A 14,360-nucleotide genomic window follows, 5' to 3' on the forward strand; every position below is an offset into this window, starting at 1 on the left:
ATATGTTTAATCAGTGTCATCCGTGGCCTGTTACGCAAGTCAAATAAAATAATGTATGTTTACAAAATATAACAAAATAGCTTTTAGCGGCATCTTAGCTTTAAATCTATTTTTTGCCAATCCGGTTGTCTCACAGCAAAAGAAGGCAAAACAAACCAATTTAGATTATACACAATATGTGAATCCATTTATAGGTTCTGCGGGTCACGGACATGTATTTGTGGGGGCTAATGTTCCTTTTGGAGCAGTGCAATTAGGCCCGGTAAATGTTTTTGAAGGCTGGGATTGGTGCAGTGGATACAACTACGCCAGCAACACCATTTTAGGTTTCACACATACCCATTTGAGCGGAACGGGAATTGGAGATCTTAACGATATCCTTTTATTGCCTGTATCCGGAAAAGTGCCGCTTACCAAAGGAACAAAAGAAGACATGACAACAGGTTACGGCTCTTATTTCTCACACCAGAATGAAGTGAGTAAAGCAGGATATTACAGCGTTTTCTTAGACAAATATAAAATTAAAGCAGAACTGACAGCCAGCGAAAGAGTTGGTTTTCATAAGTATACTTTTAATTCCACTACTGATAATCATATTTTACTGGATCTTGCAGACGGAATTGGCTGGGACAAACCGGTAAAAACGTTTATCAAAAAAATTAATGAAACCACTCTTGTAGGCTATCGTTATTCTGCAGGTTGGGCTGCCGATCAGCGTATTTTTTTCACAATGGAATTTTCCGAGCCAATATCTAATATGGCATTGTATGACAGCACCACTGCGGTTGCAGGAAACGAAGGAGAAGCACTAAAAATGAAAGCTGTTTTGGATTTTAAAACATTAAAAAACAAACAGATTTTAGTAAAAGTCGGAATATCTCCGGTAAGTTATGAGAATGCTTCAGCAAATATCAAAGCCGAGATTCCGGGTTGGAATTTTGAGGCTGTAGCCAAAGAAGCAACTTCAAAATGGAACAAAGAACTGAACAAAATTCAGATCAAAGCAGATGATAAAACCATGAAGGTTTTTTACACTGCGATGTACCACACCATGTTTGCGCCTTCCATCTTTAATGATGTCAACGGAGATTATAGAGGTACCGACAAAAAAGTGTACGAAAAAGCAAATTTTACCAACTATACCACCTTCTCACTTTGGGATACGTATCGCGGACTGCATCCACTGTACACCCTTACACAGCCCGATAAAATCAATGATATTGTGAAGTCGTTCCTGGCCATTTACGAGCAGCAGGGAAGATTACCGGTTTGGCATTTAATGGGGAACGAAACCAATACCATGAACGGAAATCACTCCATAGCGGTTATCGTAGATGCCTACATGAAAGGATACCGGGGATATGATGTTGCCTTGGCTTATGAAGCCATCAAAAAAACGGCAATGCAGACCCGTGAAGGAATGGATTATGTACAAAAACTGCAATACATCCCTGCAGATAAAATGCTCGAATCTGTTGGAAACGCTTTAGAATATGCTATCGATGATTACTGCGTAGCCCTAATGGCAAAAGACCTGAACAAAACCGACGATTATAACTATTTCTCGAAAAGAGCCAATTTATACAAGCTTTACTTTGATAAAGAAACTACTTTTATGAGAGGTAAGTTGACGGATGGAAATTGGAGAACACCATTCAATCCGCTTTCATCAGCACACCGAAAAGATGATTATGTAGAAGGAAATGCCTGGCAGTACACCTGGTTAGTGCCACAGGATCCTTATGGTTTGATTGATTTGTTTGGAAGTGAAGATAAATTTCTGGCCAAATTAGATTCTCTTTTCTTAATCACAGACAAAGTAGAAGGCGAGGAAATCTCTCCGGATATTAGCGGTTTAATTGGTCAGTACGCACAAGGGAACGAACCGAATCACCATATTCCATACCTGTACGCTTACGCAGGACAGCCTTGGAAAACGGCAAAAATAATCCGTGAAATCGATGAGAAATTCTATTCGACGAAACCGGATGGATTATGCGGAAATGAAGATTTGGGACAAATGTCGGCTTGGTATGTTTTCTCTTCCATGGGATTCTACTCGGTTAATCCGGCCAACGGAATTTATGTATTAGGAAGTCCGTTAGTCAATACGGCAACGATACATCACAAGGAAGGCATTTCGTTTACCCTGAAAGCTGTCGATAATAACAAAACAAATATTTATATCCAAAAAGCGGAGTACAACGGGAAACCTTACACAAAATCATACATTACACACGATATGATCGTAAAAGGAGGAGAGCTTAAATTGTTTATGGGAAGCAAACCGTCGATAACTTTTGGAGTGAAAAAAGAGGATAGACCGCTTTAGAATTGCAGATTTTAGAACAAAGAACAAAGAATAAAGAATAAAGAATAAAGAATAAAGAATAAAGAATAAAGAGTATAGATTTTAGATTTTTGGAAGAGATCAGTTACCGTTTTTAGCTTATAGCCTATCGCTTAAAGCCTAAAGCAAAAAAATAAAAACATGAAAATAAAGAGTTTACTTTTTTTAGGACTATTGCAATGCTTCGGTTTTGTCAATGCACAGATCAAAGCAGTAGATGCTGTAGAGTATGTAAATCCGTTAATGGGAACACAATCTTTACACAGTCTTTCGAATGGAAATACTTATCCGGCGATTTGCAGACCCTGGGGAATGAATTTCTGGACACCACAAACCGGAAAAATGGGTGACGGCTGGGCTTATATTTATACTGCCGAGAAGATCAGAGGATTCAAACAAACGCATCAGCCTTCACCTTGGATGAACGATTACGGACAGTTTTCGATCATGCCGGTAACCGGTAAATTGGCTTTTACCGAAGACGAAAGAGCAAGCTGGTTCAGTCACAAAGCAGAAGTTTCAAAACCCTATTATTACAGTGTTTACCTAGCCGATTACGATGTAACAACAGAAATCACCACTACCGAAAGAGCGGCGCATTTTCAGATTACATTTCCGGAAAACGAACAGTCTTCTATCGTAATCGATGCTTTTGACAAAGGATCTTACATCAAAATAATTCCGTCAGAAAATAAAATTATCGGTTATACCACACGCAATAGTGGTGGAGTTCCGGAGAATTTCAAAAACTATTTTGTACTGCAATTCGATAAGCCTTTTGCCACTACTGCTGCCTGGCACGGGAAGGTTTTGGAAAAAGACAAACTCGAATTAAAAGACAATCATGTAGGTGCTGTTATTGGATTTAAAACTAAAAAAGGAGAAATCGTAAACGTAAAAGTTTCCTCTTCATTTATTAGTTTCGAACAGGCCGAATTGAATTTAAAGAACGAATTAGGTACAGCATCATTTACCGAAACCGTAGCACAATCCAAACAGGAATGGAATAAAGTTTTAGGAAAATTAAATGCCGAAGGCGGAAGCGAAGAACAATTAAAAACGTTTTACTCCTGCCTGTACCGCACCGTTTGTTTTCCGCAAAAACAGTATGAGATCAACGCAAAAGGAGAGACTGTGCATTATAGTCCATATAATGGTAAAGTATTGCCGGGTTATATGTACGCAGGAACAGGTTTTTGGGATACGTTCCGTGCCTTGTATCCTTTGTTGAATTTAGTTTATCCTTCGGTTAATAAAGAAATGCAGGAAGGATTAATCAACGATTATAAAGAAGGAGGCTTTTTGCCGGAATGGTCAAGCCCGGGATTCAGAGATGTGATGGTAGGAAACAACTCCGCTTCGGTAGTTTCAGATGCTTATATGAAAGGATTACGCGGTTATGACATCAATAAATTGTACGAAGCCTTAGTACACGGAGCGAATAACGAAGGACCTTTAGAAGCAGTAGGTCGAAAAGGAGTATCGTATTACAATACTTTAGGATACGTTCCTTATGATGTGAAAATTAATGAAAATGCAGCAAGAACCTTAGAATATGCCTACGATGATTTTGCGATTTGGAAATTAGCGAAAGCATTAAACCGTCCGAAAAAAGAAATCGATTTGTTTGAAAAAAGAATGATGAATTATAAGAATCTTTATAACCCTGAAATCGGATGGATGAGTGGCAGAAATAAAGATGGAAGCTTTCCGAAAAACTTTAATCCGCTTAAATGGGGAGATGCCTTTACAGAAGGAAATGCTTTGCATTACAGCTGGAGTGTATTTCATGATGTACACGGTTTGATTGATTTAATGGGAGGGGAGAAAAAATTCACCGCCAAGTTAGATGCAGTTTTTACAACTCCTCCGGTTTTTGATGACAGTTATTACGGAGCTGTTATTCATGAAATTCGCGAAATGCAAATTATGAATATGGGGCAATATGCCCATGGGAATCAGCCGATTCAGCACATGATTTACTTGTATAATTATGCCGGAGAGCCCTGGAAAACGCAATATTGGTCAAGAGAAGTGATGAACCGTTTGTACAAATCCACTCCTGACGGTTATTGCGGAGACGAGGATAACGGACAAACTTCGGCCTGGTATATTTTCTCGGCTATGGGATTCTATCCGGTTTGCCCGGGAACGGACGAGTATGTGCTTGGAGCGCCTTTGTTCAAAAAAATTACGCTCGAACTTGAAAATGGAAAACAATTGGTCATCAATGCTCCAAACAATTCAGCAGACAACAAATATGTTCAGGAATTAAAATGGAACAACACCATCCATACCAAAAACTTCATCAATCATTTTGAGGTATTAAAAGGTGGGGAATTCAATTTCGACATGAGCAGTAAACCAAATTTACAAAGAGGAACTTCTTCAAGTGCCTATCCATATTCTTATTCAACTTCAAAATAATACTATGCAGTCACGTAGAAAATTTATAAAAAATGCAGGGATTTTTTCAGCAGGATTATTGGCGCTTCAAACGGATGTTTTCGGAATGCAGTCGGATGCATTTCATTTTTCGGTCAAAGATTTTGTGAGCAAAAGACCTCCGTTGGCCGAGCGAAAATTTACCAGTAAAGCAATTGAAGCTGCCATTGTAAGAATCAAAAAACAAATCGCCAATCCCGAACTCGCCTGGTTGTTTGAAAACTGTTTTCCAAACACCTTAGATACCACTGTCGATTTTGAAATTATCGATGGAAAACCAGATACTTATGTCATTACAGGAGATATCGATGCTATGTGGCTGCGTGACAGTACAGCACAGATCTGGCCTTATATTCCATTTGTAAAAGAGGATAAAAAACTGGCTGAACTGGTAAAAGGAGTCATCAACCGTCAGACGAAATGCATTTTGCTTGATCCGTATGCGAACGCTTTCTACAAAGATTTTGCGCAAGTGAGCGAGTGGAAAAATGACATGACCAAGATGCAGCCCGGTATTCACGAGCGTAAATGGGAGATCGACAGTTTATGTTACCCCATACGACTGGCACATGGCTACTGGAAGGAAACAGGAGATATTAGTTTATTCGACAGCAAGTGGAAAGAAGCGATGCTTTTAGTATTGCAGACTTTCAAAGAACAACAAAGAATGCACGATAAAGGGCCTTACAATTTTCAGAGAGTTACAGCCTGGGCCACAGACGGAGTGCCTTTAAGCGGTTACGGTTATCCGGTAAAACCATGCGGATTAATCGTTTCGACTTTCAGACCTAGCGACGACAGTACTTTATTTGGTTATTTAATTCCGAGTAATATGTTCGCCATCGAAGTACTGGGTTATCTGATTGAAATTTTCTCTTTACCGGCTTTAAAAGACAATAATTTGGTTGGAAAAGCCAAAGAATTGCGCGGACAAGTTCAAAAAGGACTGGAAGAAAACGGAATCATCGAACATCCGAAATTCGGAAAAATTATCGCTTTTGAAGTCAACGGTTACGGCAGTTTCCACATGATGGACGATGCGAATGTTCCTTCTTTATTGTCGTTACCGTATTTAGGCGCAATAGCACCCGACAGTCCGTTATATCTGAATACCCGAAAAGTAGTACTTTCAGAAAACAATCCGTTTTTCTACAAAGGAAAAGCAGGAGAAGGAATTGGCGGCCCGCATACCGGGACAGACACCATTTGGCCAATGAGTATTGTTTTGAGAGCCATTACCAGCGTAGACGAGCAGGAAATAAAACAATGTATCAGCAACCTGATCAGAACAAATGCCGATACCGGTTTCATGCACGAGTCTTTCCATAAAGATGATGTAGCCAAATTTACCCGAAAATGGTTTGCATGGGCCAATACCCTATTTGGAGAAATGATTGTACATACCAGCATTCATTATCCTCAAATCTTAAAAGACAAAAACATTTAAACTAAAATATTTACCATTAAGGAATTCGTAAAACTAGAGATAAGAATATTCATGATTAAGAAATTGAGAAAAATTAAGCAGTTAGACTTAATAAACTTAATTTCTTAATGGTGAAAAAAATAAAACTAAATTTTTCTAATCCCGATATTGGTTCAAATCCAAAATACAAAAGAATGAATAAAGAATATGCCGTTGGATTAGACATTGGAGGTACACATATCACCGCAGCGATTATTGATATTGTAGACATGAAAGTGATCGATTTTTCACTGCACAAAGAATCTTTCGATTCGAATTTGCCTGTAGAAGAAGTAATGACCATCTGGGAAAAAGCAATTCGCACCGCGATAGAAAATTCAAAAGTAGAAAATACTACAGGATTGGCCGTTTGCATGCCAGGGCCGTTTGACTATACGAATGGTGTTTGTTGGATAAAAGGGCAATCGAAATACGAGCATTTTTACGGACTCAATGTTCGTGATCTGTTTCAGAATCAATTGAAGCTGTCGGGTGATTTTCCGATATTGTTTGAAAACGATGCCGTTTGTTTTGGTAAAGGAGAAGTATTTAAAGATGCCGAAAATCTTTCTAAAAAAGTAATGGCTATCACATTAGGTACCGGACTTGGTGCCTGTTTTATAGACAAAGGAACATCTGTAAATACAGGAAATGCGGTACCAAAAGACGGTGAAATCTATGACCTTCCCTACAAAGAAGGTATAGCGGAAGACTATGTTTCAGTACGCGGACTTTTGGGAGGGTATTTCGCTTTAAGCGGAAAAAAACTCAATAATGGACTGGAACTTTTTAATCTGGCAACAGCAGGAGATGCAATGGCCGTAAAAGCATTTGAGCAGTTAGGAGAAGATTTGGCTGCCATTGTAGCGCCATGGTTAGAAAAATTCGACGCGGATAGTTTCATCATTGGTGGGAAAATTGCCAATGCAAGTGAATTTTTTCTTCCGGTTTTCAACAAAAAAATAAAAGAAGCAGGAAGTACTATCAGTGTTGCTGTTTCTACAGACAACGAAAAAGCAGCTTTATTAGGAGCAACAAGTTTGCTTTACACAGCATAGTTTTGATTATATTAGATGCCACAGATTAAAAAGATTTACACAGAATAAGAAATCCTTTAATCTGTGGCAAAAAAATGATCAGTGGTTCATAAAACATTAGATATGACAAATTCAAATCGCAGGAATTTTATAAAAACGGCAGCTATTGCTTCAGTAGCGGTAGCCTTGCAGTCTTTTCAATCCAATTCGGAAGAAGAAGAAAAAAGCATAGTTTCTAAAAAAGGAAAAAAGCCGATTGTGCTTTCCACCTGGAGATTTGGTATTCAGGCCAATGAAGCCGCCTGGGAAGTTTTAAAAAGTAAGGGAACCGCTTTAGACGCTGTCGAAGCCGGAGTTAAAATTCCCGAAGGCGATCCTAAAGAAAGAAGTGTAGGCTACGGCGGACGCCCGGACAGAGATGGACGTGTAACGTTAGATGCCTGTATTATGGACGAAAATGCCAATATAGGATCGGTTGCTGCTTTAGAATATATCAAACATCCCATATCGGTTGCAAGAGCAGTCATGGAAAAAACACCTCATGTAATGCTGGTAGGTGATGGAGCCTTGCAATTTGCAGTAGCACAAGGTTTCAAAAAAGAAAACCTGCTGACAGAAGAATCTGAAAAAGAATGGAAAGAATGGCTCAAAGACAGCAAATACAAACCCATTGCCAATATCGAGAACCACGACACCATTGGAATGATCGCTTTGGACGCCAATGGTAATCTTTCCGGAGCCTGTACCACAAGCGGAATGGCATTTAAAATGCACGGACGTGTTGGCGATTCCCCAATTATCGGAGCCGGTTTATATGTCGACAATGAAATAGGAGCTGCGACTGCTACCGGACATGGTGAAGAAGTCATCCGGATTTCAGGCTGTCATCTTGTGGTGGAATTAATGCGACAAGGCAAATCACCTCAAAAAGCCTGTGAAGAAGCTGTTGCCCGCATCGTAAAATTAACCAAAAACAGAAACAAAGATTTAAAAGACATTCAGGTAGGTTTTATCGCTCTCAACAAAGCTGGAGAATACGGTTCCTATTGCATTCAGGGAGGTTTTAACTATGCCGTTTATGACGACACCGGAAACCGTTTAATCGATGCCGATTTTTTTCTGAAGTAGGATGCCGCTTTGTATATAAAAGTAAGAGACAGATTATCTTTAACATAAAAAGCAAAAGCTTCGGATTTCTCCGAAGCTTTTGCTTTTTATAATTTTAAAGAGAAATCTTAAAAAAGGAACCCGTCTAAATCTGCGTCTTTGCTTTAGCGAATCTGTCAGATCCGTGTATAATACTCACAGCTTTTTAGGCTGGTCCCAAATTAATTTTAGAATTTATTCCTCTAATGCAGTTTCAAACTCCATATGGTCAATAACTTCTGCGGCTGCTTGTGCAGGTTTAGATGCTTTTAGTCTATTGAATCTTTCCAATTGCTCCGCTTCTCCTTCTTCACCGCTGAAATAAGGGAAAACATCCATAATAGGTGACTCAGAAACGGCCGGGATAGAATATTCTCCCATAGTGCTTTGCATCACATGCAGTGTGTTGTCGTAAGCTTCTCTCACATCATTGGCCTGAACCAGCATGTACATATTTGACTTTCTTTCTTTACCGCTTTCTTCATCATAAGCCAATAAAGAGACTTTGGATTTAAACCAACGGTCTGTATTTTCAAAAGGGTGGATTTCGGCGTAATTGGCCACTTTTATATTGGTGATTTTAAATTCTTCACTGATATAAGCCGACATCTCTTCATTAATTCTTCTTTCGGCTTCTGTATAAGACAAAGCATCTACCAAATAAGGCTCTGTTAAAACTTTTTGCCCTCCGGTTTCGTCCGTTTTTCTATATTTTACCTTGCATTCGTACCAAGTTGCGCTCATCTTTATTATTTTTTAAGGATGCCAAAGATAGATTTTACCGAAAAAAAATCTCCTAAAATTGTGAAATAGATATTCACAATTTTAGGAGATTTTAGTTAAGTTTTTGATTGTTAGTGTTTAATCTTAAAAGTTGGAATTGATCCGAATCGTTGCTTTTATTAAAGCTAATCCTTCAACATTTTTAAGGAGAACATCCTTCGATTCATATCGACTGTTTTCACTGACCAGTTTAATCCAATCCTCTCCTTTGTCTGATTTTTGTACCCGTCGGATCAGGAGAAATTCTTCCGGTTCATCGGTTATTACAGAAATCAAATACATTTCTCCCCAGATAATATGTTCGATCCTGCTGCTCATTTTTTTATAAATGATAAGATCACCGCTCTTTAAAAAAGGATACATTCGATCTCCACTTACGTAAATAGCACCATCGCATTTGGGTAAGTTCGGAACCGAGACATAGTCAATTGGTTTTTCTTCAGATTCTTTAAATAGAGAAACCACTCCGTCGACAGTTTCAACATCATAGACCGGTACAAATTGCTTCTTAAGTGTTTTTGTAGTAGTGACTTCGTAAACAGTAGAAGGTTCTTCAATTTCACTCATTTTAATTCCCCATTCATACTCAAAAAAGGCAGCGTTTTCAAGCATATGCCCTTTTCCTGTCAGGAGCCACTCCGGATTAATTTCAGGATAGATGCGAAGTATCTGCTCTATTTTTGATGCACCAACATCTTTAACCTTATCCAAAAAGCCGTTAGAAAGTCCCGTTTCGATATAAAATTTTCTTCTATTAATTCCTTTATATTCAATAATTTGTAAGATTCTGTTTACGATCATTGCAATTATCTTTAGATTATAACATATTTTTATTGCTGTTTATAGAATAAAATCTATATATTTGTAAGTAAAAAAGCACAAAATCATGTTTTGAACAAACGTACGAAAAAAAACATAAAATACACTACTTAAGAGTAAGGTAGTTAAAATTTCAGAAGAAAAATAAAGCTATTATTCTCAGGCGTTCTTTAAGTTATAAAATGAAAGTAAAGGGGAGATAGGTCGGTGAGGTTTAACATAAAAAGAATAAAAGATGAATTATATACTCAGAATAGATCCGAAAAACCCATATAAAGAACGATTAGAAAAGGCCATTGTAAATTTATTTCCGTTTGTTGGTGCAGAAGCCGTTTATCTGTCTTTTAATAAAAGCAATAAAGTAACGGTCATCACTTTTATCCTAAAAAAAGAGACCGATAAGGATGAAAAGATTTTAGAGGAGGTACAGGAGAAAGTAGTAAGTATCTATCCCGAGTTTATTTTTAAGTTTATAGATTCTGACTGTGCTAAAAAGGGTTTTAAAAATGGAAAACCTTACTTTGTTCAGCATTGTACCTTAAAAGAATTAATTTATTTTGAACCGGGAGCTAAAGTTTTTTACCCTCGGGAAGACACCTCTAAAAAGCTGCTTAAAAAAGCAAAAAAAAGATTCTCTCTTGATATGGAAGCTGCAGTGGTATCTTTTAGAAATGTATCTGTTTACAACGGAAAAAATAAAAATGAAGAAGCTGTATTTGCCTTGTATCAGACCTTAAGGTACATTTATATCTGTGCCTCAGAATTTTTCACCGCTGTATTTATTAGTAGTACTTGTTTGTTTCAGCAATATGATTACATCATCAAATATGCGCCTTCACTTAAAAGAGTACTCAATAAGAATACGGCACTTCATAATGAGATAGTTACAATGCTTAATAAAGCTTATTCCTGTGCCATGAAAAACGAGGGGATGGGTGATATAGATCCGGAGCTGATAATTAAGGCAAAAACAAAAGTGGAGTTAATGCAGAAAGAATTGAACAGATTGTTTTTGGAATATAAAGTATTATGCAAGGAAAAGATGCAGAAACTGAGCAGGCAGGAATGTACCGGGAAGTATATTTTTAATGAAAAGATTCCATCCAATTATTTTGTTGAAGATGCTTTAAAAAGTATTAACGATTTGATGGTAACTAATTCAAACATAAGATGTGTCTACTGTTTTGGTTACACCATACTTCACAATCAGGAAAGTAAGTCCCAAAATTACTCTGCAAAACTTCCTGAGTATCATTTTTATTTGCTGATCATCAATCTGGATCAAACTCAATATGAAATCGCCCCAATGGAGGAACTTATTCTGGAAAAATTTGAGGGCAGGTATCAGGTAACCATTCTTAGCCATTCGGCAGAATTGATCCGTAAGAAAAAGACATACAAGAAGTATTTTTTCGATTATGTCAAAACCCATGGGCTCTTAATTTACAATGCCGCTTATTATTTTGTTTATCTTAAAAAATATCTTCCCAACTGGGAGCGTGAATTCAAAGAAAAATATGAGAAAGAAAAGGTTTTAACAGCAGAACAGTTTTTTGTTGATGCAGAGTATTATTTGAGTGATAATCATGTTACCGTTAAAAGGATGCTCTTTAGAAAAGTGATTGAGCAAGTTGGTTTAGGACTTATCTATTTGCATTTGGGATATCTTTCAGATAAATTATCAATAAACAGTTTGTTCTCATTATTAAAATACATTCAGGAAGTCGAACTTCCTTTTGATCCTGAAAATGAAAAAGATGCTAAGATTTTGCAATATTTGTTTGAAACAGCCGTAGTATCTATAAATAAAGAAGCGCAAGATAACAATAACGATTATGATAAATTGATCGAAAACAGATGTATTTTATTTTTAAAACATGCAAAAGATCAGGTTGCGAAAGAAGCCGGAAAGTTAGATTTTAAGAAATCAAGATATTTTTAGTTGATTACTGAACTTGGTAAAGAGTTCGATTAAAAATTGCACAAAGTCTTTTTGACTTGGTGCAATTTTTTTGTTTTATAAAAAGGAACTTTTTGATGGTATCCTATGCTTTTTGAAATAAGTAGGAGATAAAAATATATAATTTGAGAATCAGATAACTTTTAAAATCTGACTCATATTATCCCGGCCTGATAGTATCTTATCCGATACGCTTCTTGTGGTACTTTTTTTATAAAAATAGTTGAATTGAGCTTTTTTATTTTGTTTTATTTGCGCCAAATTTTGCCTTTCTAAGGTGAGAATTTAACCGCTATCATTACTTATTATCAGAATGAAAAAAATATTAATTCTATTATTCATTATAAATTCATTTTTGGTTTTTTCTCAGGAAATAGTTAAAAATGAATGGGTCGACTCTTCAAAAGTTGAAACCCTTAAAGAGATAAAAATTATTAAAAATAAGAGAAAAGCAGGAGTTTATAAACTTTATATGCCCAAAGAAATTTTGAAAAATGAAAACATGGGTAAAACCTTGCGACGACTGGAGAATATTACTTTGGATAATAGCAAGACAGTTTATTTTAAAGGCAAAAAAATCAAAAACTATATTTATAATGATAAAGTAATCACTCAGGAAGAATTTTTCAAGTTATTGTCTGAGAACATTGTTTCTTTTCAAATTGTCGAGAATTATTTTAATTTGTCCAATGGCGAGACCGAACTTGTTATAAAAGTAAAGGACAATAATGGAAATGTGGATAATATAAAAGGTACGGTTGATGGAACGGTTGGTCTCTTGCAGGAGTTCAATTTTTTAGGGTTGAATTTGTTTTATAAAAAGAATAAATTTTCAACAATTTTGAATATTTCTAATCTTAAAAATGTTTCCGATAACAGTTCAGAAGAAACTTTCAATGACAGAACTTTAAACTATTCCAATCATAGGGTTTTGTATCAGCCAAATTTTTCAATGCTTACTATTTTTGAGATCGATAAGTCAAGCAGTCTTTCATTGCGAAACAAATACGCCATAGTAGATGAAAACAGAAGGAGTATTTTTCCGGATTTATCAGAGGTATCTTATTTTTTTCTTATTCGGGATTATAATACAAATTTGAGGTACGAGAAGAAGACAGAAAATAATTTAGAGTATAAACTCAATTTAGATTATGTAAGTAATAATAATAAAATTGAGAATAAGTCCAATAAGTCGAATCAAAAATTTACAGAATGGACGTTTAGTTCTTCGGTCTCAAAGTCAATGGATAAACTTTATATTCAATCGGCATTGGTATTGACCTATCGCAATTATCTTTTTGACAATGTGGCGGACAGGAGTGAGGTGAAGCAAAATATTGTTACCCCTTTTATCAGTTTTAGTTATGATTTAAACCCTAATAATTCATTATTATTTGGGAATAGATTTCAGTTCTCTCAGGATAAAGTAAACAATAAAGCTGTTTTTGATCATAATTTTTACCTGCCCAATATCACTTATTTTTCGAAATTTGATTCGATAGTAGATTTGGAGTTCAATTATAAGCGGTACGTTGTCAGACCAAGTATAAGATCAATTTCTAATTTCACGTATCAGGATTTTAATAATAATTCAGTTGTCAATCCTTCTTACATAAAGCCGGAAATCAATAATTCATTTTCTCTCGATTTGGTCAGGAATATAAAGAAAGTAGATTTAACTCTAAACTTCGGTTACTTAACATCGTCTAACAATATTTCTGTTGTTAATGAACTAAATGACTACAAAATGATCTCTGAAAATACAAATCTGGATGCTTATAGCAGTAGTTCTGTTGGTACTTCAGTCTCATTTAAATTCTATAAAGAATCCAGATTTAATTTGAACTATAGTTATACCAAATTAAAAATGAAGAAAGAGAATGAGATGTATGAAGGTTTTGTAAATTATCTTGATTTATCGGTTAGCGGAAATATAGATAAAAGAACGATGTATACTATTAACTCCTATTATATTGACAGGTTTTACGATTTTAATTTGTATCGTTCAGTGAAGCCGGATATCTCGTTCAGTGTATCCCGAAATTTTTTAAAAGACAGATTAAATATCAATCTGGAGTATAGAAATATCTTGAATACTGATGCAAACAGAATGTTGCGATTTACAAATAATACCAATTATTATAGGTTAGACAACAGAAATACATCTCATATGATTTTAATAAATGCATCCTATAATTTCGGAAAAACATTTAAAGTAAATCGCAAATACATTCGGAATATTAGCTCGGATATGAAGCTATAAACTAGTGTAGAGCTTCATATTTCTTTTAATTTTTTAGGTGTTTTAAAAAAAAAAGCTTCAGAGAAATCTGAAGCTTTTTTTGATGATGAGGT

Annotated in this window: 9 protein-coding genes; 7 read left to right on the forward strand and 2 right to left on the reverse strand. The window is 36.0% G+C overall.

All coding sequences use genetic code 11. The annotated features are described in order from the left end of the window. The first annotated feature begins 55 nt into the window (after positions 1 to 55). The 5 genes from OLM58_RS11625 (at position 56) to OLM58_RS11645 (ending at position 8,425) form a co-directional block, all read left to right on the forward strand. A complete protein-coding gene (locus OLM58_RS11625; protein ID WP_264532401.1) occupies positions 56 to 2,332 on the forward strand; it encodes a GH92 family glycosyl hydrolase in 2,277 nt (758 codons plus the stop codon). A 159-nt stretch (positions 2,333 to 2,491) separates the two neighbouring features. Beyond that, on the forward strand, positions 2,492 to 4,777 hold the full coding sequence (locus OLM58_RS11630; protein ID WP_264532402.1) for a GH92 family glycosyl hydrolase: 2,286 nt from the start codon (positions 2,492 to 2,494) through the stop codon (positions 4,775 to 4,777). 4 nt (positions 4,778 to 4,781) lie between these two features. Beyond that, on the forward strand, positions 4,782 to 6,242 hold the full coding sequence (locus OLM58_RS11635) for a glycoside hydrolase family 125 protein (protein ID WP_264532403.1): 1,461 nt from the start codon (positions 4,782 to 4,784) through the stop codon (positions 6,240 to 6,242). Positions 6,243 to 6,349: 107 nt separating this feature from the next. After that, positions 6,350 to 7,318, forward strand: coding sequence for an ROK family protein (locus tag OLM58_RS11640; protein ID WP_264532404.1), 969 nt, complete (start codon positions 6,350 to 6,352; stop codon positions 7,316 to 7,318). Between the two features lie 102 nt (positions 7,319 to 7,420). Continuing rightward, the gene (locus tag OLM58_RS11645) at positions 7,421 to 8,425 is read left to right on the forward strand and encodes an isoaspartyl peptidase/L-asparaginase family protein (protein ID WP_264532405.1); all 1,005 of its coding nucleotides are present in this window, start codon (positions 7,421 to 7,423) and stop codon (positions 8,423 to 8,425) included. 213 nt (positions 8,426 to 8,638) lie between these two features. On the opposite strand, the gene OLM58_RS11650 is transcribed toward OLM58_RS11645, so the two are convergent. After that, positions 8,639 to 9,187, reverse strand: a complete 549-nt coding sequence (locus OLM58_RS11650; protein ID WP_264532406.1) for a DUF4494 domain-containing protein — start codon at positions 9,185 to 9,187, stop codon at positions 8,639 to 8,641. 123 nt (positions 9,188 to 9,310) lie between these two features. Then, positions 9,311 to 10,027 carry a helix-turn-helix transcriptional regulator gene (locus OLM58_RS11655; protein ID WP_264532407.1) on the reverse strand — a complete coding sequence of 239 codons (717 nt, stop codon included), beginning with the start codon at positions 10,025 to 10,027 and terminating at the stop codon, positions 9,311 to 9,313. Between the two features lie 253 nt (positions 10,028 to 10,280). On the opposite strand from OLM58_RS11655, the gene OLM58_RS11660 reads away from it, so the two are divergent. Together OLM58_RS11660 and OLM58_RS11665 are read left to right on the forward strand one after the other, a co-directional pair. Then, entirely contained in the window at positions 10,281 to 11,987 is a 1,707-nt protein-coding gene (locus OLM58_RS11660) for a hypothetical protein (RefSeq protein WP_264532408.1), read from the forward strand. A 331-nt stretch (positions 11,988 to 12,318) separates the two neighbouring features. Beyond that, the gene (locus OLM58_RS11665; protein WP_264532409.1) at positions 12,319 to 14,268 is read left to right on the forward strand and encodes an outer membrane beta-barrel family protein; all 1,950 of its coding nucleotides are present in this window, start codon (positions 12,319 to 12,321) and stop codon (positions 14,266 to 14,268) included. Positions 14,269 to 14,360 lie beyond the last annotated feature (92 nt).

Origin of the sequence: Flavobacterium sp. N502540, assembly GCF_025947365.1 — a bacterium.
GTDB lineage: Bacteria > Bacteroidota > Bacteroidia > Flavobacteriales > Flavobacteriaceae > Flavobacterium.

Bases quoted from the DNA above. Each gene is read 5' to 3' on its own strand.
- OLM58_RS11645 (WP_264532405.1), top strand. From the start codon at position 7,421: ATGACAAATTCAAATCGCAGGAATTTTATAAAAACGGCAGCTATTGCT.
- OLM58_RS11630 (WP_264532402.1), top strand. From the start codon at position 2,492: ATGAAAATAAAGAGTTTACTTTTTTTAGGACTATTGCAATGCTTCGGT.
- OLM58_RS11660 (WP_264532408.1), top strand. From the start codon at position 10,281: ATGAATTATATACTCAGAATAGATCCGAAAAACCCATATAAAGAACGA.
- OLM58_RS11640 (WP_264532404.1), top strand. From the start codon at position 6,350: ATGGTGAAAAAAATAAAACTAAATTTTTCTAATCCCGATATTGGTTCA.
- OLM58_RS11655 (WP_264532407.1), bottom strand. From the start codon at position 10,027: ATGATCGTAAACAGAATCTTACAAATTATTGAATATAAAGGAATTAAT.
- OLM58_RS11635 (WP_264532403.1), top strand. From the start codon at position 4,782: ATGCAGTCACGTAGAAAATTTATAAAAAATGCAGGGATTTTTTCAGCA.
- OLM58_RS11625 (WP_264532401.1), top strand. From the start codon at position 56: ATGTTTACAAAATATAACAAAATAGCTTTTAGCGGCATCTTAGCTTTA.
- OLM58_RS11650 (WP_264532406.1), bottom strand. From the start codon at position 9,187: ATGAGCGCAACTTGGTACGAATGCAAGGTAAAATATAGAAAAACGGAC.
- OLM58_RS11665 (WP_264532409.1), top strand. From the start codon at position 12,319: ATGAAAAAAATATTAATTCTATTATTCATTATAAATTCATTTTTGGTT.